Origin of the sequence: Undibacterium sp. TC4M20W (assembly GCF_049340245.1) — a bacterium.
In the GTDB taxonomy this organism is placed as follows: domain Bacteria; phylum Pseudomonadota; class Gammaproteobacteria; order Burkholderiales; family Burkholderiaceae_D; genus Undibacterium.
This window is the reverse complement of sequence record NZ_JBMPPI010000016.1, coordinates 75,787-94,267: the sequence shown is the minus strand read 5'-3', so window position 1 is coordinate 94,267 and position 18,481 is coordinate 75,787. Positions and strand designations below refer to the sequence as shown.

The 18,481-nt window shown below is 48.7% G+C and carries 14 protein-coding genes; 8 read left to right on the top strand and 6 right to left on the bottom strand.

Annotated features, from left to right (window positions below; translation table 11 throughout):
• Positions 1–192 precede the first annotated feature (192 nt).
• A complete protein-coding gene (locus ACO0LL_RS18875) occupies positions 193–6,471 on the top strand; it encodes a HAMP domain-containing protein (RefSeq protein ID WP_422952370.1) in 6,279 nt (2,092 codons plus the stop codon).
• A gap of 11 nt (positions 6,472–6,482) precedes the next feature.
• Positions 6,483–7,310: a CheR family methyltransferase gene (locus tag ACO0LL_RS18870; RefSeq protein WP_422952369.1), complete on the top strand. Its 828-nt coding sequence runs from the start codon at positions 6,483–6,485 to the stop codon at positions 7,308–7,310.
• Between the two features lie 24 nt (positions 7,311–7,334).
• Here the strand turns inward: ACO0LL_RS18870 and ACO0LL_RS18865 are convergent, their stop codons facing one another.
• Both ACO0LL_RS18865 and ACO0LL_RS18860 read right to left on the bottom strand, forming a co-directional pair.
• The gene (locus tag ACO0LL_RS18865; protein ID WP_422952368.1) at positions 7,335–8,408 is read right to left on the bottom strand and encodes a DNA topoisomerase IB; all 1,074 of its coding nucleotides are present in this window, start codon (positions 8,406–8,408) and stop codon (positions 7,335–7,337) included.
• Between the two features lie 471 nt (positions 8,409–8,879).
• Entirely contained in the window at positions 8,880–9,086 is a 207-nt protein-coding gene (locus tag ACO0LL_RS18860) for a hypothetical protein (RefSeq protein WP_422952367.1), read from the bottom strand.
• 300 nt (positions 9,087–9,386) lie between these two features.
• On the opposite strand from ACO0LL_RS18860, the gene ACO0LL_RS18855 reads away from it, so the two are divergent.
• The 3 genes from ACO0LL_RS18855 to ACO0LL_RS18845 are packed head-to-tail and all read left to right on the top strand — an operon-like array spanning position 9,387 to position 13,233.
• Positions 9,387–9,920 (top strand): (2Fe-2S)-binding protein, encoded by a 534-nt coding sequence (locus ACO0LL_RS18855; protein WP_422952366.1) that lies wholly within the window; start codon positions 9,387–9,389, stop codon positions 9,918–9,920.
• Entirely contained in the window at positions 9,917–10,948 is a 1,032-nt protein-coding gene (locus tag ACO0LL_RS18850; RefSeq protein ID WP_422952365.1) for an FAD binding domain-containing protein, read from the top strand. Before ACO0LL_RS18855 ends, ACO0LL_RS18850 begins: the two co-directional genes overlap by 4 nt.
• A complete protein-coding gene (locus ACO0LL_RS18845; RefSeq protein WP_422952364.1) occupies positions 10,945–13,233 on the top strand; it encodes a xanthine dehydrogenase family protein molybdopterin-binding subunit in 2,289 nt (762 codons plus the stop codon). Before ACO0LL_RS18850 ends, ACO0LL_RS18845 begins: the two co-directional genes overlap by 4 nt.
• A 151-nt stretch (positions 13,234–13,384) precedes the next feature.
• Here the strand turns inward: ACO0LL_RS18845 and ACO0LL_RS18840 are convergent, their stop codons facing one another.
• Positions 13,385–13,882 (bottom strand): hypothetical protein, encoded by a 498-nt coding sequence (locus ACO0LL_RS18840; RefSeq protein WP_422952363.1) that lies wholly within the window; start codon positions 13,880–13,882, stop codon positions 13,385–13,387.
• Positions 13,883–14,410: 528 nt separating this feature from the next.
• Here ACO0LL_RS18840 and ACO0LL_RS18835 point away from each other — a divergent pair.
• The gene (locus ACO0LL_RS18835) at positions 14,411–14,602 is read left to right on the top strand and encodes a hypothetical protein (RefSeq protein WP_422952362.1); all 192 of its coding nucleotides are present in this window, start codon (positions 14,411–14,413) and stop codon (positions 14,600–14,602) included.
• A gap of 163 nt (positions 14,603–14,765) precedes the next feature.
• Positions 14,766–15,767: an LPO_1073/Vpar_1526 family protein gene (locus tag ACO0LL_RS18830; protein WP_422952361.1), complete on the top strand. Its 1,002-nt coding sequence runs from the start codon at positions 14,766–14,768 to the stop codon at positions 15,765–15,767.
• A gap of 242 nt (positions 15,768–16,009) precedes the next feature.
• On the opposite strand, the gene ACO0LL_RS18825 is transcribed toward ACO0LL_RS18830, so the two are convergent.
• The 3 genes from ACO0LL_RS18825 to ACO0LL_RS18815 all read right to left on the bottom strand — a co-directional run bounded on the left by ACO0LL_RS18825 (position 16,010) and on the right by ACO0LL_RS18815 (position 18,051).
• Complete coding sequence (locus ACO0LL_RS18825; protein WP_422952360.1) at positions 16,010–16,648, bottom strand: hypothetical protein; 639 nt, start codon at positions 16,646–16,648, stop codon at positions 16,010–16,012.
• 65 nt (positions 16,649–16,713) lie between these two features.
• Positions 16,714–17,430: a hypothetical protein gene (locus ACO0LL_RS18820; protein WP_422952359.1), complete on the bottom strand. Its 717-nt coding sequence runs from the start codon at positions 17,428–17,430 to the stop codon at positions 16,714–16,716.
• A gap of 216 nt (positions 17,431–17,646) precedes the next feature.
• On the bottom strand, positions 17,647–18,051 hold the full coding sequence (locus tag ACO0LL_RS18815) for a hypothetical protein (protein WP_422952358.1): 405 nt from the start codon (positions 18,049–18,051) through the stop codon (positions 17,647–17,649).
• Positions 18,052–18,146: 95 nt separating this feature from the next.
• Between ACO0LL_RS18815 and ACO0LL_RS18810 the strand changes: the two genes are divergently transcribed.
• Positions 18,147–18,296, top strand: coding sequence for a hypothetical protein (locus ACO0LL_RS18810; RefSeq protein ID WP_422952357.1), 150 nt, complete (start codon positions 18,147–18,149; stop codon positions 18,294–18,296).
• The last annotated feature ends 185 nt before the right edge of the window (positions 18,297–18,481 follow it).

Genomic DNA, 18,481 nt, shown 5'->3' with positions numbered 1-18,481 from the left:
TTGCAGCTTTTCAATATTGCTCTCGTCGTTGCTTTCATGGTCGTTTTCATTGTTTACAGCACTGCAAAATACATGTGTCATTTTGATATTTTCAGACATTCCTTGCATCAGTATCAGTCAAACGCCAGCGAAGATACTCAGAGATAGTATCTTGCACCGTTTGCTACCAATCTCATCGCTTAAAAGGCCAGAATGAACACGCTAACTGACATTTCAGAAACACTTGATCCCAAGCTATTACTCGCCGCATTGACTGCGCTCAAGAAGGGTGATTTCTCGGTTAAGATGCCTTCTGACCTGACTGGCCTCAACGGCAAGATCGCTGACACCTTAAACGAGATCATCGAAAACAGCTCGCATATGACCCAGGGCATCCTGAATGTCAGTCAATTGGTGGGCCAGGAAGGGCGCTTGCTGCAACGTGCTTCATCCGTGCGCGCAGAGGGCGACTGGGGCACTATCGTCAATTCTGTCAATTCCCTGATCGACGATCTGGTCCGGCCCACGACGGAGATGGCCAGGGTCATCGGCGCCGTGGCAAAGGGTGATCTTTCTCAAAGCATGGCGCTGGAAGTCGATGGACGGCCTTTGCAAGGGCAATTCCTCAGTGCTGCGACGACAGCAAACACCATGGTGAGCCAGCTCAGTTCTTTCGCATCAGAAGTAACCCGGGTGGCGCGCGAAGTTGGTACTGAGGGCAAGCTCGGTGGACAGGCAAATGTGCCCAGTGTGGCGGGTATCTGGAAAGACTTGACTGACTCGGTCAACTCTATGGCGGGTAATCTGACATCGCAGGTGCGTAATATCGCCGATGTAACGACAGCGGTAGCGAATGGCGACTTGTCCAAGAAAATCACGGTCGATGTACGCGGTGAAATTTTGCAGTTGAAAGACACTATCAACACCATGGTCGATCAGTTGCGTTCGTTCGCATCCGAGGTTACGCGGGTAGCGCGTGAGGTGGGTACTGAAGGCAAGTTGGGCGGGCAGGCGTATGTGCCGGGTGTGGGTGGCACCTGGAAAGATCTGACAGATAACGTCAACTTCATGGCATCCAATCTGACCGGGCAGGTGAGGAATATCGCCGAAGTCACCACGGCAGTGGCAAATGGTGACTTGTCCAAGAAAATCGCGGCCGATGCCAAAGGCGAGATCTTGCAATTGAAAGACACCATCAACGTCATGGTAGACCAGCTCAGCTCGTTTGCATCTGAAGTAACGCGGGTGGCGCGTGAAGTGGGTACTGAAGGTAAGCTAGGTGGCCAGGCGCAGGTAAAAGGTGTGGGTGGTACCTGGAAGGATTTGACTGACTCTGTGAATTCCATGGCGGGTAACCTGACTGATCAGGTACGTAATATCGCCGAGGTAACAACAGCGGTGGCGAATGGTGACTTGTCCAAAAAAATCACGGTCGATGTTAAAGGCGAGATTCTGGAACTCAAAAACACCATCAACGTCATGGTGGATCAGTTGAACTCATTTGCGTCAGAAGTAACCCGCGTTGCACGTGAAGTGGGTACTGAGGGTAAATTGGGCGGGCAGGCCAATGTGCCAGGCGTGGCAGGTACCTGGAAGGATCTGACCGACTCGGTCAACTCTATGGCGGGTAACCTGACTGGGCAGGTGAGGAATATTGCCGACGTGACGACGGCGGTGGCGAACGGTGACTTGTCGAAAAAAATTACCGCCGATGCCAAGGGTGAGATTCTGGAATTGAAGAATACTATCAACGTCATGGTGGATCAACTGAGCTCGTTCGCGTCAGAAGTAACGCGGGTGGCGCGTGAAGTGGGTACAGAGGGTGAACTCGGTGGCCAGGCGAATGTACCTGGTGTTGCAGGTACCTGGAAAGATCTGACCGATTCGGTTAACTCCATGGCGGGTAACTTGACGGGGCAGGTGAGGAATATTGCTGATGTGACGACGGCGGTGGCGAATGGTGACTTGTCGAAAAAGATTACCGCCGATGCCAAGGGTGAGATTCTGGAATTGAAGAACACCATCAACGTCATGGTGGATCAGCTCAGTTCGTTCGCGTCTGAAGTAACGAGGGTGGCACGTGAGGTCGGTACCGAAGGTGTATTGGGCGGCCAGGCGAATGTGCCCGGCGTTGCTGGTACCTGGAAGGATTTGACCGACAACGTCAACTTCATGGCATCCAACCTGACAGGGCAGGTACGTAACATCGCTGATGTGACGACAGCGGTGGCAAAAGGTGATTTGTCGAAGAAAATCACGGTCGATGTCAAAGGTGAGATTCTGGAACTCAAAAACACCATCAACGTCATGGTGGATCAGCTCAGCTCGTTTGCGTCAGAGGTAACACGCGTTGCGCGTGAAGTAGGTACTGAAGGCAAGCTCGGTGGACAGGCCTTCGTGAAAGGCGTGGGCGGTACCTGGAAAGATTTGACCGATAACGTCAACTTCATGGCATCCAATCTGACAGGTCAGGTGCGCAATATCGCCGAGGTGACAACAGCGGTGGCGAATGGCGACTTGTCCAAGAAAATCACGGCAGACGTTAAGGGTGAAATTCTGCAATTGAAAAACACCATCAACGTCATGGTGGATCAGCTTAGCTCATTTGCATCTGAAGTAACGCGGGTAGCGCGTGAGGTGGGTACTGAAGGTAAGCTAGGCGGTCAGGCCAATGTGCCGGGCGTGGCCGGTACCTGGAAAGATTTGACAGATTCTGTGAATTCCATGGCGGGTAACCTGACATCACAGGTGCGTAATATTGCCGACGTGACGACGGCGGTGGCCAATGGCGATTTGTCCAAGAAAATTACTGTGGACGTACGTGGTGAGATTTTGCAGTTGAAAGACACCATCAATACCATGGTGGATCAGCTTAATTCCTTCGCGTCTGAGGTGACTCGTGTCGCGCGGGAGGTGGGTACTGAAGGTCGTCTGGGTGGTCAGGCGAATGTACCCGGTGCTTCCGGCACCTGGAAAGATTTGACGGATAACGTCAATTTCATGGCATCCAACCTGACAGGCCAGGTGCGCAATATTGCCGACGTGACGACGGCGGTGGCGAATGGCGACTTGTCCAAAAAAATCACGGTAGATGTCAAGGGCGAAATTCTCGAATTAAAAGACACCATCAACGTCATGGTGGATCAGCTCAGCTCATTCGCATCTGAAGTAACGCGGGTAGCGCGTGAAGTGGGGACTGAAGGCAAGCTCGGCGGGCAGGCGCAGGTAAAAGGGGTAGGCGGCACCTGGAAAGATTTGACGGAGAACGTCAACTTCATGGCAGCCAACCTGACTGAACAGGTGCGCGGTATCGCCGGTGTGGTGACTGCGGTGGCGAATGGTGATCTTAAAAAGAAACTGACGGTGGCAGCACAGGGAGAGATTGCTTCGCTGGCAAATACCATCAATGAGATGACAGATACGCTGGCCGTGTTTGCTGACCAGGTAACGACTGTTGCGCGTGAGGTGGGGGTAGAAGGCAAGCTCGGTGGCCAGGCCAGTGTGCCGGGCGCATCAGGCACCTGGAAAGATCTGACCGAAAACGTCAACCAGCTTGCCGCCAATTTATCTACTCAGGTACGTGCGATTGCAGAAGTGGCAACGGCTGTAACTCGGGGTGACTTGTCACGCTCGATTCAAGTGAAAGCACGTGGCGAGGTGTCTGACTTGAAGGACAATATCAATGAGATGATCCGTAACCTCAAAGAGACGACGCAAAAAAATGCCGAACAGGATTGGCTCAAGACCAACCTGGCGCGCTTTACCCGTTTGCTGCAAGGCCAGCGTGATCTGAGTACAGTTACCAAACTGATCCTGTCTGAACTTGCACCGCTGGTATCTGCCCATCATGGCGTGTTCTACATGATGGACTCGAATAACGACGCACCTTTGCTGGAAATGATTGCCAGCTATGGTTACCGCTCCAGCAGCAAGTTGCCAACTTCTTTCTTGCCGGGTGAAGGCCTGGTAGGGCAGTGCGCACTGGAAAAGAGCAGGGTATGGCTGACCAATGTACCGCGTGACTATATCAAGGTGTCATCCGGCCTTGGCTCTGCACCGCCTACCAATATCGTGGTCTTGCCTATCCTGTTTGAACAGCAGGTCAAGGCGGTGATTGAGATTGCTTCGCTGGACAAGTTTACACAAACACATATGGGTTTCCTTGATCAGTTGATGGAATCCATCGGCGTGGTCTTGCATACCATTGAAGCAAATAGCCGTACAGAAAGCCTGTTGACACAATCGCAGTCACTGGCGCAGAAACTGCAACAGACCAACCAGGAACTGGCAGAAAAAGCCAGTCTGCTGTCCGATCAAAATATTGAGGTGGAACGCAAAAATCGCGAAGTGGAACAAGCCAAACTGGCGCTGGAAGAAAAAGCAACGCAACTGGCTTTGTCATCCAAATACAAGTCCGAGTTTTTGGCCAATATGTCGCATGAATTGCGTACTCCACTTAACAGCCTGCTGATCCTGGCCCAGCAACTAAGCGACAATCCGCAGGGCAATCTGTCTGGTAACCAGGTCGAATACGCCAAGACCATTTTCGGCTCTGGCAGTGATTTGCTGACGCTGATCAACGATATCCTTGATTTGTCGAAGATAGAATCCGGCACGGTCACGCTGGAACTCAGTGAATCGCGCCTGCCCATACTGGCGTCTTATGTTGAACGTACTTTCCGCCATATGGCAGAAGCCAAGAACATCAATTTCTCCATCACCCTGGATCAGGGTTTGCCAGCAGCAATCAAGACCGATACAACGCGCTTGCAGCAGATTCTTAAAAACCTGCTGTCGAATGCCTTCAAATTTACTTCGCGTGGCGAAGTGAGGCTCAGCATAGGTGTCGTGCAGTCGGGCTGGACGCCTGATCTTCCGCAATTGAGTCATGCCGATGCCGTGCTGGCATTCTCTGTTGCCGACACCGGCGTTGGTATCGCCAGCGACAAGTTGCAACTGATTTTTGAAGCATTTCAGCAGGCCGACGGTAGTACTGCGCGCAAATACGGTGGTACAGGGCTGGGTCTTTCCATCAGCCGCGAACTGGCACGCCTGCTGGGAGGCGAAATTCGCGTGACCAGTATAGTCGGCAGCGGCAGTACATTTACCCTGTTCTTGCCATACAGCGGCGCAGGTCTGATTAGCCAGACACCGCAACAAAATACGGCGTCAAGCACACCCATGCTCATCAGAGTTCTGGAAGCAACTGCGAGTGCTGAAGGTACGTCACGATCCATGGCTAACGAAGCAGCAACCATGAGCCTGAACTATGCTGAAGGTGAAGCGGCATTTGATGACAGGAATATGATCGCCAGTGGTGACCCCTCTTTATTGATCGTCGAAGATGACAGTCGTTTTTCCGCCATCTTGCTGGCTTTTGCGAGAGAAAAAGGCTTCAAGGGCATAGTCAGCCAAAGCGGTGATGCTGCGCTGACACTGGCCCGTGATTACAGCCCGACCGCCATCCTGCTGGATATAGATTTGCCAGACTGCGATGGCTTCACCGTACTGGACCGCCTCAAGCGCGACCCGGGCACGCGGCATATTCCTGTGCATATTATGTCCAACTCCAATGAGCGTGAACGCGGCTTGCAGCACGGTGCCATTTCTTACCTCACCAAGCCCATCAAGCGCGAGCGACTGGAAGAAGAATTCAACCGCATACAGCAATTCCTTTTCAGAGGAAAACGCAGTTTGCTGGTAGTAGAAGATGAAGACTTGCAGCGTGCCCGCATAGTCGAACTGATAGGCGAGCATGATGTACAGATCACGGCTGTGGAAAGCGGTCAGAAAGCGCTGGAAGCATTGAAGCACACCCATTTTGATTGCATGGTGCTGGACCTGACCTTGCCCGATATTGATGGTTTTGAATTGCTGGAAACCATCAGCAAGGATAAAAAGCTCAGGGACTTGCCGGTCATCATCTATACCGCCAAGGAGTTATCGCGCAAGGAAGTCACCAAGATACGCAAGGTCGCAAAAACCATTGTCGTCAAGGACGCCCGTTCACCTGAGCGGCTGCTGGATGAAACGGCCTTATTCCTGCATCGTTCGCCTGCTGATTTGCCCGAGTTGCAAAGGCGCATGCTGGAAGACATGCATGCATCCGATGGCAGCCTGGCGGGGCGCAAAGTACTTGTCGTGGATGATGATTTGCGCAATATCTTTGCCCTCACGACCGTGCTTGAAAGGCAGGACATGATCGTGGTCTTTGCAGAAAATGGCAGGGACGGTATAGAACTGTTGGAGCAGGACCCTGATATTGAGATTGTCCTCATGGATATCATGATGCCGGAAATGGATGGCTACGACACCATGCGCGCCATCAGGAAAATACCCAAGTTCAAGAGCATGCCCATCATCACCCTGACAGCCAAGGCCATGAAAGGTGATCGGGATAAATGTTTTGAAGCAGGAGCTTCAGACTACATCACCAAACCGGTGGATAGTGCGCAATTGTTGTCATTGATGCGTGTCTGGCTGACCGAGTAAAGCAGGCTGTGATGAACGTATTAAAAGTCGAGGAGATAGAACTCGACATGCTGCTGGAAGCCATCTACCGCTATCGCGGTGATGACTTCCGCGGTTTTGACCGTCAGGTGCTGGCAGATAAATTCAGTGTGGTGATGAAGCAGTATGGGATTAAAACCTATTCTGCATTGCAAGACAGCATCTTGCATGACAGCTCGCACTGGGATGCCGTATTACGCATCCTGTTACTATGCCCGGTTGCACTGTTTGATGAGCCGCAGCGGCTGCAATTCTTGCGCAATCAATTATCGCCATGGCTGCGTTCACATGCTCATACCAGGATATGGATTGCAGATTGTTCCAGCATAGAAGAGATTTACACTCTGGTCATTTTGCTGGAAGAGGAGCAGGTCTATGACAAAGCGACAATCTATGTCACTTGTTCCAACGAATTGCTTTTGCAGGAAATGGCAGATACCGGGTTTGCTCTCGAAAAATTCCCTCAATATGAAAAAAATTATCTGCAAAGCGGAGGGCGCAGCAGCTTGATGGATTATTTTCAGGAAAAAGACGGTTATTTGATATTGAGGGATGACTTGCAAAAAAATCTTATCTGGTCACAGTTCAGTCTGGTTACCGATACTTCCTTCAATGAGTTTGAATTGATCAGTTGTCGCAAGGCACTCGCCAGTTTTGGCGTTGCTTTGCGCCACAGGGCACTACGTTTATTTGCCGCCAGCCTCACACCATTTGGCATGCTGGATGCAGATTTAGCCAGCTACAATGGCAGCAAGCTCAATCTTGCATGGCATTACCAGGCAATTTCAAATGAATTTGGCTTGTACCGACACCATCCCTAGGCAACGAACCTGATGCTTCTGAATTTATTTTTGCCATTTATCCAAAAGCCTGGCAAGTATCGCCTCATCTTCCGCCAGCGCAGTTTTCCCTTTCTTTGCTGCACGGCTGCAGGCCTGCCACTCTTCTGCCAGCGTTCCTTCCATATATGAAATTGCGACTTGCGGATGGATATAACACTTGCGGCAAACTGCCTGGGTATTACCCAGTTTCTTCGCGACCTGGCGGATTGCTACGACCAGGTTTTTACGCGCTGTCGCCTGCGTATCTGCTGCACCAATTTCCATTAAGGCTTGCACGGTAAATGTGGTTCCTGCCCAGGTCCTGAAATCTTTTGCGGTAAAATCGCCATTGGCAGCACTGCGTATGTAATCGTTTACTTCAGTGGAATTAATGGCATGTGGTTGACCATCTTCATCCAGATATTTAAACAGCGTCTGACCGGGCAGGTCCAGCATGGATTTGATGATGCGGCTTAACTTCGGCGCGCGCAGACTGATAGTGTGCTGGACCCCGCTTTTGCCACGAAAATCAAACTCAAGCTGGGTGCCATGCAAATGCACATGCTTGCCTTTCAGGGTGGTGATGCCGTATGACTGATTGGTGCGCGCATATTCATCATTGCCTATGCGCATGCTGGTATTCTCTATGAGCGACACAACAGTAGCGATTACTTTTTCGCGTGGCAAGCCCTTCATGGCCAGAGCCTTGCTTACTTTTTCACGTATCGAGGGCAAGGCCGATGCAAACTGCAGCATATTGCCGTATTTGGCTTCATCCCTGATGCTGCGCCAATTTTTATGATAACGGTATTGCTTGCGTTGTCGCGCATCCCGTGCGGTGGCTTGTATATGGCCATCGTCTTGCGCGCAAATCCAGACATCTGTCCATGCCGGAGGAATCACCAAAGACTTTATACGCGACAGTGTCAGGTCATCCTTTAATGGTTTCCCTTGTGGCGTCAGGTATCTGAATGCAGTCTTTCCACGTCGCTTGACTGGGTATCTGCGTATCCCCGGCGTCTGATCGCTGACATAAGACAAGCCTGCCTTTTTTGCAGCAAATTGCACATCACTTTTTATCAAGGAAACTGTTTGCATACTTTTAAATATGGCGTTGCTTGCAGTTTGCTTTTTTGCTGGCGTTATTTTTGATTGCGTTATGGATGTCATGTCTCAACCTGTTTTTTGTTTTTAGATTGAGTGTCAGGATAGGGTAGTGTCGTGCAGTGTTCTATCAGAGTTTTTGATATCACAAAGTAGGAGAGTGGCTAATCAGATGAATTAAAGAACCGTAGATATGTCCACTTTGTCTGAAAAAGGGCAAATGATGAAAATGTGGGGAAGTCTGATCGATGTGCAGGACATCAAGACGCATCATTAAGGCCTAACAGGTTTGGAATAGTGAAACATCGCAATGCAAGATGGCTTACACGTACTAATTTCAAATTTCCAAACCTGTTCTTTCCTTACATTCTGTTTATTGTGCTTGCTTAAGCTTACCGAATGCTTTATCCGATTGGCGTACACAAATAACAGTTGCTGCTATTTAATGTAAATAGCAATAAGGAGTTAGCGATTTTTTGAATCCGGAGCGGATTTGGAATCGTTACGTTGTTGATTGCCAGTGTTGTTGCCGCTAACAGATTTAGAACCCTGGCCTGAGCCTTGGGCATCGTTTTTGTGACTTTGTTGACCGGCTTTCACGTGTTGCTCGTGAGTGCCGCCTTGAGAGTTACCAGATTTTTGAGGTTGGTTGTTGTTTGCTTGTGTAGGCATACTAAACTCCTTAAAGTTTTCCGCTGATTGCCGCGGTCGCATACTTCACTGATCACTACTTGTAGTGCTTTGCAATCAGTAAATACATGGTAAAGAAGATATGTTTTTGAGGGAGTAGGACCAGCGTAGGAGAACGCGCACTATCCATGTCAGAAAAGGTAAGCATTGATTTTTCAGCAAATTCAGCGAATTTAGCAAATATTTATGTACGCAAACGTACAGTGAAAACCAGCTACCGGTTTTACTCTTGGCCTTAGACATACCTTAGATATAACTATCAGCTAGCCAAGAAAGATAATAATGAATGCCGCTGCCGACACTCTTTATCCCGTGCAATTTACGATCAATGGCCAGGTAGAAAAAACCGAGGTTGAGGCCTGGGTTACTTTGCTTGATCTATTGCGTGAAAAATTCAAATTAAGCGGCACCAAGAAGGGCTGCGATCATGGGCAATGTGGTGCCTGTACGGTGTTAGTGAATGGCAAACGCATCAATGCTTGCCTTACGCTCGCCGTCATGCAAAATAATGCTGACATCACTACTGTAGAAGGCCTGGCTGAAGGAAGCGTGCTGAGCCCTTTGCAACAGGCATTCATACAACATGATGCCCTGCAATGTGGTTATTGCACACCTGGTCAACTATGCTCTGCAATAGGCATGATGGCGGAAGGCGAGGCCAGAACTGCGGATGACGTTCGTGAGTTGATGAGTGGTAATTTGTGCCGTTGCGGCGCTTATCCTCAAATCGTGGCAGCTATTACCACGGTCATGGGCTTGACTATGCCAGTAAGCAATACTGCGGCGGACGTGCTGCCCGGGACGGCAGCAAAATGAATTCCTTTTCATTCTCCGCCCCTGAAGACGTTGCAGAGGCTTTGCGACAAGTAGGCATTGGAATACCAGGAGAAACAAAATTCATTGCAGGTGGCACCAATCTGATTGACTTGATGAAGGAGCATGTAGAAACACCAGTCAGTCTCGTTGATATCAGTCAATTGCCTTTGTCGCTTATAGAGCCAAGCTCCATTGGAGGCTTGCTGATTGGTGCGATGGTCCGTAATGCTGATACCGCTTACCACCCCTTGGTCAGGCAGCATTACCCCTTGCTGTCTCACGCGATACTGTCGGGAGCATCCGCCCAAATTCGCAACATGGCGAGCAATGGTGGGAATTTATTGCAAAGAACGCGTTGCGTGTATTTTTATGATGTCGCCGTGCCATGCAATAAACGGCGGCCTGGCAGTGGCTGTCCTGCCATCGCTGGCCTTAATCGCCAGCACGCGATACTTGGGACCAGCGAAATGTGTATCGCTACCCATCCTTCGGACATGTGCGTGGCCCTGGCTGCCCTGCAGGCAATCGTCCATGTCCGCTCTGTAAATGGATCAAGGCAGATTGCATTCTCAGATTTTCATCGCCTGCCGGGCGACAGACCCGATATGGATACCAGTCTGGCAGAAGGCGAACTTATTACACATATCGAATTGCCACCTGCGCAGCAATTTGTAAACCACTGCACCTATTTGAAATTGCGTGACCGCGCATCGTATGCCTTTGCACTGGTGTCAGTAGCTGTTGCACTCGACATCGCAGATGATGGCAGCATAAACGAGGCACGCATTGCCCTTGGCGGTGTCGCTCACAAACCATGGCGCTTGCCTGAGGCTGAGGCCTTGCTGGCAGGCGAACTACCAACAAGCGCAGCGTTTGTCAGGGTTGCAGACTATTTGTTGAAAGATGCGCAGGGGCAGGGCAATAATAACTTTAAGCTCAGCATGGCACATCGTGCAATTATACGTGCCCTGGAATTGGCTGCCGCTTCTTCTTGCCGCCAGGCAGATGTCGCAGGAGTGGTGACATGACAGACCTTATCCGCGCCTTGCGCAGCCCTGTCGCTGATCAAGGAACAGGTTACGTTACTACAGGCATGCCGGTCTCCCGCATTGATGGCCGTGACAAGGTCACTGGTCAGGCGCATTATGCTGCTGACCTTGATGATGCAGATATGCTGTATGGGGTAGTGGTTAATAGCAATATTTGTAAAGGACGCATCACCGATTTTGTACTGGGCCCTGCCTTGTCCGTACCAGGTGTGATCGATATCATCACCCACACAAACCGGCCCAAAATACGCTCTTTTGATCTGTTCTATAAAGACATGACTGCACCCGGTGGATCGCCATTTCGCCCTCTGTACGACGACAAGATTTTGTATAGCGGACAACCAGTGGCGTTGGTACTGGCGCAGACGTTCGAGGCCGCACGGCATGCCGCTTCGCTGGTAGAAGTTCATGCAGATATTGAAGAATATGAGACCGACCTGAAGAGCAACCTGCGGCATAGTCGGGAACCAGGCAATACGCGTGGTGGCTCGCCACCGCCCAGGGAAAAAGGTAGTGCTGATGAGGCCTATGCACAAGCGGCATTCAAAATAGACGCCGAATACGACAACGCTGCCGAACATCACAATCCCATGGAATTGTTTGCCACTACAGTAATTCGTGGTGATGACGGTCATTTGATGATCTATGACAAGACCCAGAGTTCACAAAACAGCCGCTGGTATGTCAGCCGGGTGTTCGGTCTCTCCAGTGATAAAGTCACGGTAAGAAATCCGTATGTGGGTGGTGCCTTCGGTGCTGGCTTGCGGCCGCAATATCAGCTTCCCCTGGCCGTGATGGCTGCCTTGAAATTAAAACGCTCCGTTAAAGTCGTTATGACGCGGCAGCAAATGTTTGGCATAGGCCATAGGCCTGAAACCGTGCAGACGGTGAAGCTGGCCGCCGACCAGGATGGCACGCTGAAGGCAATCATCCATAAAGCAATCACAACTACATCCCGCTTTGAAGAATATGTAGAAACCGTCGTCAATTGGTCTGGTCAGCTATACGCATGCGACAACATCAAACTCGCTTATGAACTGGTCAGTCTGGATCAATCCAGTCCAATGAATATGCGTGCACCCGGTGCTGCGCAGGGTGTTCATGCACTGGAAGTGGCGATGGATGAACTGGCTTACCAGCTACGCATGGATCCGCTCGCATTTCGTTTGAAAAATTATGCCGATATTGATCCATCCACCAGTTTGCCGTATTCGACCAAGGAACTGCGCGCCTGCTACCAACAAGGCGCCGCCCGCTTTGGCTGGCAAAACCGGCCTCTGGAGCCACGCTCCATGCGGGAGGGGAATGAACTCATCGGTTATGGCATGGCTACCGGTATATGGGATGCCATGCAACTCTTTGCACGCGTCAGTGCGGTGTTACATGCAGATGGTCATCTGGTCGTCAGCAGTGCTGCTTCTGATATAGGGACAGGCACTTACACTGCCATGGCCATGATTGCTGCAACAAGCATGGGCCTGCCGCTGGAAAAAGTCATTTTCCAGTTAGGTGACTCCACCTTGCCGACAGCACCGGTGGAAGGAGGTTCATCTCACGTCACGACGATAGGTTCGGCAGTTCAAGGCGCATGTGAGAAATTGCAAAAACACTTGTTCAAGCTGGCAAAGAAAATGCCTGAATCACGCTTTGCCAAAGCCACCTTCAAGCAGGTGGAATTTGCTGACGGCAGCATGCGCATCCGTGGAAAAGCGGATACGACAGTTACTTTGACAGAAATCATGTCTGCAGTAGGCGAAACGCGCATAGAAGAAAAATACCTGATGTTGCCATCTCTAATCAAACAGCACAAATACCAGCGCGCCACTCACTCCGCAGTATTTTGCGAAGTCAGAGTGGATGAAACATTCGGCACTGTGCGTGTTACACGTGTAGTCAGCGCAGTCGCTGCCGGGCAGATCATCAACACCAACACAGCCCGCAGCCAGATCGCCGGCGGCGTGATCTGGGGTATCAGCCAGGCATTGTTGGAAGAAAGCTGTATAGACCACAAGCTGGGGCGTTTAATGAATCACAGCTTTGCCGAATATCACATCGCCGTGAATGCAGACATCCATGATATCGATGTGATTTTTGTCGAAGAAGATGACCGCATCGTTAGCCGTCTGGGTGCAAAAGGTGTAGGCGAAATTGGTTTGATAGGCGTGGCTGCCGCAATCAGTAATGCTATCTTCCATGCAACTGGCCGTCGTTTACGTAGCTTGCCGATGAGACCCGAAAAAGTCATGCTACCGGACCCGATGTAATATTCAAAGCAGAATCGCCAAACGTATCGCTTTCAGTCAGTTTTGAGGGATTCAGGATAAGTTATTAAAAAGAAGGCTAAGTGGCCCTGTCACATGCGTACGAATACGCGGGGCTATTCGTACCTACGCGGGTTGCGCGAACCAGTTTTTATCAACTTGGCGTCGGTTTAAATGCGTTGTCTGGCCCGTAGGGTTCAATGTCAACCAAGCGAACTGTGCGATGTAACTCCCATTTTATGATGGGATCATTGGACAATTCATATAAGTCAAAACTATAAAATTTTCCGTCTTGAATACAGGCCAGATGGCCGAGCGAATTCTCTTCTTTTGTTGGATAAAGAATAGCTTTACATTGCGAGAAAATTTTTGCCATCTGCTGACTCTCTTCAACTTGTATTAGGAACTGTTTTAGTTCGTCATCGCTCGAATCTACACGTCCTTCTTTGGGATCATACTCAATGGTATTGATGTCGCTGTCAGAATAGACCAAGAAGGATATGGTCTTGCCAGAGAATTTCGGTGCTTCTTCTAACCGAACGCGGTCAGGCACGCATATTTCCATAGGTGCCTTTGGAATAGTTTTGGTTGGCGGGTTTTGCTTAGTCTTCGGCGGCTCTTGAGGTGGTTGCTTCTTAAATAAACTAAACATCTGCTGTTCCTATTGAGGGTTAATGTCGTTATATTTTCAGCATGCAAATGTAACCGTCCAAACTCGCAATAGCAATAAATTTATTTACGTTGAGGGTGCAAGGTATTGCCAATAATTAGCCGAACTGACAAATAGGCAGTGCGGCTATGTTCTAAACACGCAGGCGGAACTAACCAGCCATGGCCTCAATCATTCAATCCGCCCTTTGAATATGTAGCACTTCATTGACTTGCCAGCGATGGCGCGGTTGACAACGGTGGTTTTTAGGTAGGGGTTGTATTTGCTTAAGGTGATATTGCGGTGGATCTCCTGGCGGTTGGGGAGGGGGATTTAGGCGAGAAGTGCCACTTCGTTGATCGCGATGGCGGTGGTGTCGCGGGCGTGGTTGGTTTTTAAATAAATTATTACGGTGTGCAATAAAAAACAATTCTGTGTAATACTTAATAAAAAATCTTTCTAAATTTGCATTGTGGAAACACCCGATATTTTGTTCGAATTTACTGATATACACATTTACAGGAGCAGCACATGAATGAACTAATTGCTTGGTTTGCAAGAAATGTCGAATGGGTATTTAGCGGGATTGGCGTATTCATTATTGGGTTAATAGTTGCAGGGATTGCCAAGGGGCGTTCCAGAGGAGTAACACAGAATCAGAAAGCAGCTTCCCACTCGACTAACGTCCAGGTCGGCGGTGATGTCAAAATAAATCACGATTGATGTTCATTGGGACTGAAAAAAAATTTCTGTCATTTTTTTATTTTAAGGATGCTGCTTAGTTTTGTGTCGATTGACTTTGACCGCATCCGATTGAAGGTTAGGGAGTGCTATGTTAAATACTGGGCAAAGTCAAACAGTCGCTTAGGGCGGGGTTGCTCTGCAAGTGGGTGGTAACTTAAGTTTAGGCCTCACCTACAAAGATGTTCGAGACATTGCGCTGGACATTTACCGTGAAAATTTCAGTCAGTTATCTGGGCAGGCTAAGGAAATCGCTGAAATTAGAGTTGAAGAAATAACTGAGCGCGTAATAAATAAATTTAGTACTGAATATCCTCTTGGACTGCAAAAAGCAAATGATCCGAGTTTTCAAATTGCCCTGGGCGCCGTGCAAAAGGCATATGTGCGCAGTGGTGATCGTGACTTAGGTGATTTACTAATCGACTTGCTTGTCGACCAATGTAAGGAAGCTCCGCGAAGTATTCGAGAAATCGTTTTAAACGAATCTCTCAATGTTGCCCCTAAACTTACAGATACACAATTAGCTCTGCTAGCCGTTATGTTTTTATGTAAACATGTTACTCCAAAGAATGTAATTAACTTTGATACTTTTGGTGATTATCTGGATATTCATATAAAGCCGTTCATTTCAAAGATGTCAAAAAATACAACAAATTTTCAACATTTGCAATTTGCTGGGTGTGGTGCTATGGGAGTTGCTGGATCGCGTTTGGCTGGGACTTTGGGAATTGCCTTTCACGGCCTTTTTTTAGAGGGATTTGATATTCAAACGATTGAATCCTTAGATATATCGCCCGAAGTGATTACTAAGTTTGTTATCCCATACCTAAATAACCCGGATCGTCTACAGATTAAAAGCTTGAATAAAATGAGTCTGGACGCGAGTTTCTCCAAGGAAAACGTTTCGGAACTAGATCGAGAAAAGATTTTTAGTCTATTTCAACGTGGAAAAATCGACGATAAAGCTGTGCAAAAGTTGATTGTCAATCTTCGACCATATATGGAGAAATTATTTGATGTATGGGATAACTCCTCTATGCCAACTTTTCTATTGACCACAGTTGGTTTTGCTATCGCACATGCAAACATTAAACGACAGGTAAACGGCTTCGGTGGTATCGAAATTTGGATTGATGACCAGTTGTAATATTGGTAATAAGTAAGTGATTTAGCGCTTTAGGTATTTCGCACAAGCCAAAATAATCTTTCTTTTTTGGGAGTTACGAGTCATCCGGTAAGAGGGCCAGAATGCAATTTACAATAGCCTCTCTCATAATTTTGAAACCCTTCATTTGCTGGTCGAATTCTATAAAAAATCAATAATCATCACAAGTCATGCGTGCGAATACGCGAGGCTATTCGCACCTACGCGGGTTGAAAGGATAAATTTCATTTCCACAGTGAATAGATGCTGGCTACCGAGCCCACTGCACCAAGTGCTCCCCAGAACCAATGTGAGAAGACAAATTTGCTAACACCGCCTTCACCGGAATACTTTTTCCCGCGAAATTCAAGATACCTGATGCGTAGCCTGTCCAGGCGCGACTCTGCAAGCACTGCACTTGAAACCCGCATGTATGTAAAGAAATCTTTCGTCGCGGTATTGAGAACCCTAGTGGTAATGTCTTTCGGGCTGTCGAAGACTTTCCAAATGATGTGGTCGCACGTTCGCTTTTGCTTCTGCGATTTGTATGGGTATAGGATGATCGCGGGATAGCCGATTGTTGACTGAGAAACTACCAGTGCTGCACCTTCCTCGATGTGAACTTGAAGCCCAGCTTTTGCGCCGTATTTATCGCGCTTGTGCGTTACATCTACAGGGTGTGCTCCGCTAAAAAGCTGAACAAGACGTTCACTGTCATCTATATGAATGTACAGAATCTCTGGGTAGTTTTCATCTCTTGCCTTTTGCACCACGTGACCAAAGTACTCGGCAACTGTTGCTGCAAGTGCGGGCCATAGTTTTTGTTTCACCAACCTAGTCGCCATCGCTTGTTTGGTCTTTTGACTTTCTTTTTGTATGGGCATAGTGCTAATGAAATTTTAAGTTCGAGCTACGATTCGTGCTGTAGCGGGTAAGCGTGAATGAGGGGTTAGGCCTCGCACGCCAGTTTTGTGCGTTCATGTTCCCAAAAGTCTCTATGAGTCTGACTCCAAAGCAATCCACGATCCTGCGCAATTGAGGCTATTTGTTTGCCTGAGTCCGTGATGAAACAATTTAAGTAACCTTTATATTTTTTTGCCACTAGCCCTTCTGTGATTAACGCTTCAATATCTTGAACAAACACTTCGTGCTCTGCCCATTCCTTAACTATTTTCGTCCAAGTCTCGGGCGAGAGAAAGAGTTCGGATAAGGAGCGCGAATCGCCAAACCGAGTCACCAGTGACTCAAACTGCGACTCTCGCAGAATGTTTACAATGGGCTGTTCTTGGCCTTTCGCTGCCGCACCAAGCTTCAATGTGATTTTCTCGGCTGTCTTTGCGATCGACTGTTCAACAACATCAACTGGTAGACTTTGAGTTGGGGGCATCTGACTATATTCACGCTCAGTCTTGAGGTATTGAGCATAGAACGAATCCTCCTGCATTTGCGGACGAAACTTTGTCTGAAGCAGGAAGAGCGCAATGATAAATATTGGAACGTTCGCAACTGCCGCAACTACCAACAGGGAACTGGCCCATGGTGGGTTCGTAATTTGCTGAGCACCCAACAAAAAGGAGGCGTTCACTACGATCAGGCCCACCAGCCAAGCAGCAAGGAGTTGAATGGGTTTTGTTACCTTGTCGGGGCGAATTTGTGCGTCGGTCATGATGAGATGTAGTTGCGAGGCCTAACGTGTTTTAATTTTCAAAATGGCAACTTAACCGGCAACGGAAAAACAGGTGTTCTGTTGTTTGCCTCTGGAAACTGTGATGTTGCCTACCTCAAATCTATTGTGCGTCAAGCATAGATGCATAACTGAATCGACATAAGATGCTTGAGGAATCGGTTTCATTCTACTATTGAAATTGTCTACTTTGCAATTCTATTTTTGACAATAAAACTGCTTACTTCGGATTGAATTCATACAATTTAGAAAAGAAACTTTGTTCTGAGGCACTTGTATCTGGTAATCCCAAAACCCGTCGATCTTCATACAGGGTGTCACCCCCACCCGCCACAACCCTTTCCCGTAACCCATATTGATGCACCTACGGGCTACGCGGCTATAGAAACCCGCTTCCAGCCCGTTGCCGTCTGCCTTTGCTTTGAGGCGGGTGTTTGTGCGCAGCTTGTTGAACATGCTGGCTTTTTGCTTTTTGATGCGGCCTTGTTTGCCCCTGATGTTTTTGCGTTGCTTGCGCGGTGCGTAGGGGCTGCCGTTTTTTTTGTGCCTGGATGCGGGTTTGTTGCTGGCCCATGTCTCTAGAGCGGTGAGGTCGTCTTGCATTATGTAGGTGAGATGGGTTGCACTTACCACTCGGTAGCAGCTCGTTGTCGTTGTAGGGTTGCCAGGGGGGGGCTGTGACTTCGCCTGCGTGGGCGATGTCAAGCAGGCTGCCGGTTTATTTAACGATGACGCGTTCGGTTGAGTCTAACTCCAGGCTGATATCGACGCTATTGTGGTTGTTGAAGTCGACCATGAAGCATGAAGATGCTTTCCTCAACGGTGAAGTCGGTGATGATGAGGTCTGAGGGCTTTAAATGGGTATGATTTTGTGATGATTGATTGCAGTGTGACTGCGCAAATATTCCAAACGTGAGCCAAAACAAAAAGCCCTTGGAATCATCCAAGGGCTTTCATATTCATGGCGGAGAAGGGGTCTGCCAAGATGTATTCCAATACATTCCAATTTATTCCATTAATGTTAAATAAATCA

Excerpts from the sequence above, each read along its gene's own strand:
- ACO0LL_RS18835 (WP_422952362.1), top strand. The coding sequence starts at position 14,411 with ATGAATGAACTAATTGCTTGGTTTGCAAGAAATGTCGAATGGGTATTT.
- ACO0LL_RS18855 (WP_422952366.1), top strand. The coding sequence starts at position 9,387 with ATGAATGCCGCTGCCGACACTCTTTATCCCGTGCAATTTACGATCAAT.
- ACO0LL_RS18850 (WP_422952365.1), top strand. The coding sequence starts at position 9,917 with ATGAATTCCTTTTCATTCTCCGCCCCTGAAGACGTTGCAGAGGCTTTG.
- ACO0LL_RS18840 (WP_422952363.1), bottom strand. The coding sequence starts at position 13,882 with ATGTTTAGTTTATTTAAGAAGCAACCACCTCAAGAGCCGCCGAAGACT.
- ACO0LL_RS18815 (WP_422952358.1), bottom strand. The coding sequence starts at position 18,051 with ATGCAAGACGACCTCACCGCTCTAGAGACATGGGCCAGCAACAAACCC.
- ACO0LL_RS18820 (WP_422952359.1), bottom strand. The coding sequence starts at position 17,430 with ATGACCGACGCACAAATTCGCCCCGACAAGGTAACAAAACCCATTCAA.
- ACO0LL_RS18845 (WP_422952364.1), top strand. The coding sequence starts at position 10,945 with ATGACAGACCTTATCCGCGCCTTGCGCAGCCCTGTCGCTGATCAAGGA.
- ACO0LL_RS18875 (WP_422952370.1), top strand. The coding sequence starts at position 193 with ATGAACACGCTAACTGACATTTCAGAAACACTTGATCCCAAGCTATTA.
- ACO0LL_RS18870 (WP_422952369.1), top strand. The coding sequence starts at position 6,483 with ATGAACGTATTAAAAGTCGAGGAGATAGAACTCGACATGCTGCTGGAA.
- ACO0LL_RS18810 (WP_422952357.1), top strand. The coding sequence starts at position 18,147 with ATGTCAAGCAGGCTGCCGGTTTATTTAACGATGACGCGTTCGGTTGAG.
- ACO0LL_RS18825 (WP_422952360.1), bottom strand. The coding sequence starts at position 16,648 with ATGCCCATACAAAAAGAAAGTCAAAAGACCAAACAAGCGATGGCGACT.
- ACO0LL_RS18860 (WP_422952367.1), bottom strand. The coding sequence starts at position 9,086 with ATGCCTACACAAGCAAACAACAACCAACCTCAAAAATCTGGTAACTCT.
- ACO0LL_RS18865 (WP_422952368.1), bottom strand. The coding sequence starts at position 8,408 with ATGCAAACAGTTTCCTTGATAAAAAGTGATGTGCAATTTGCTGCAAAA.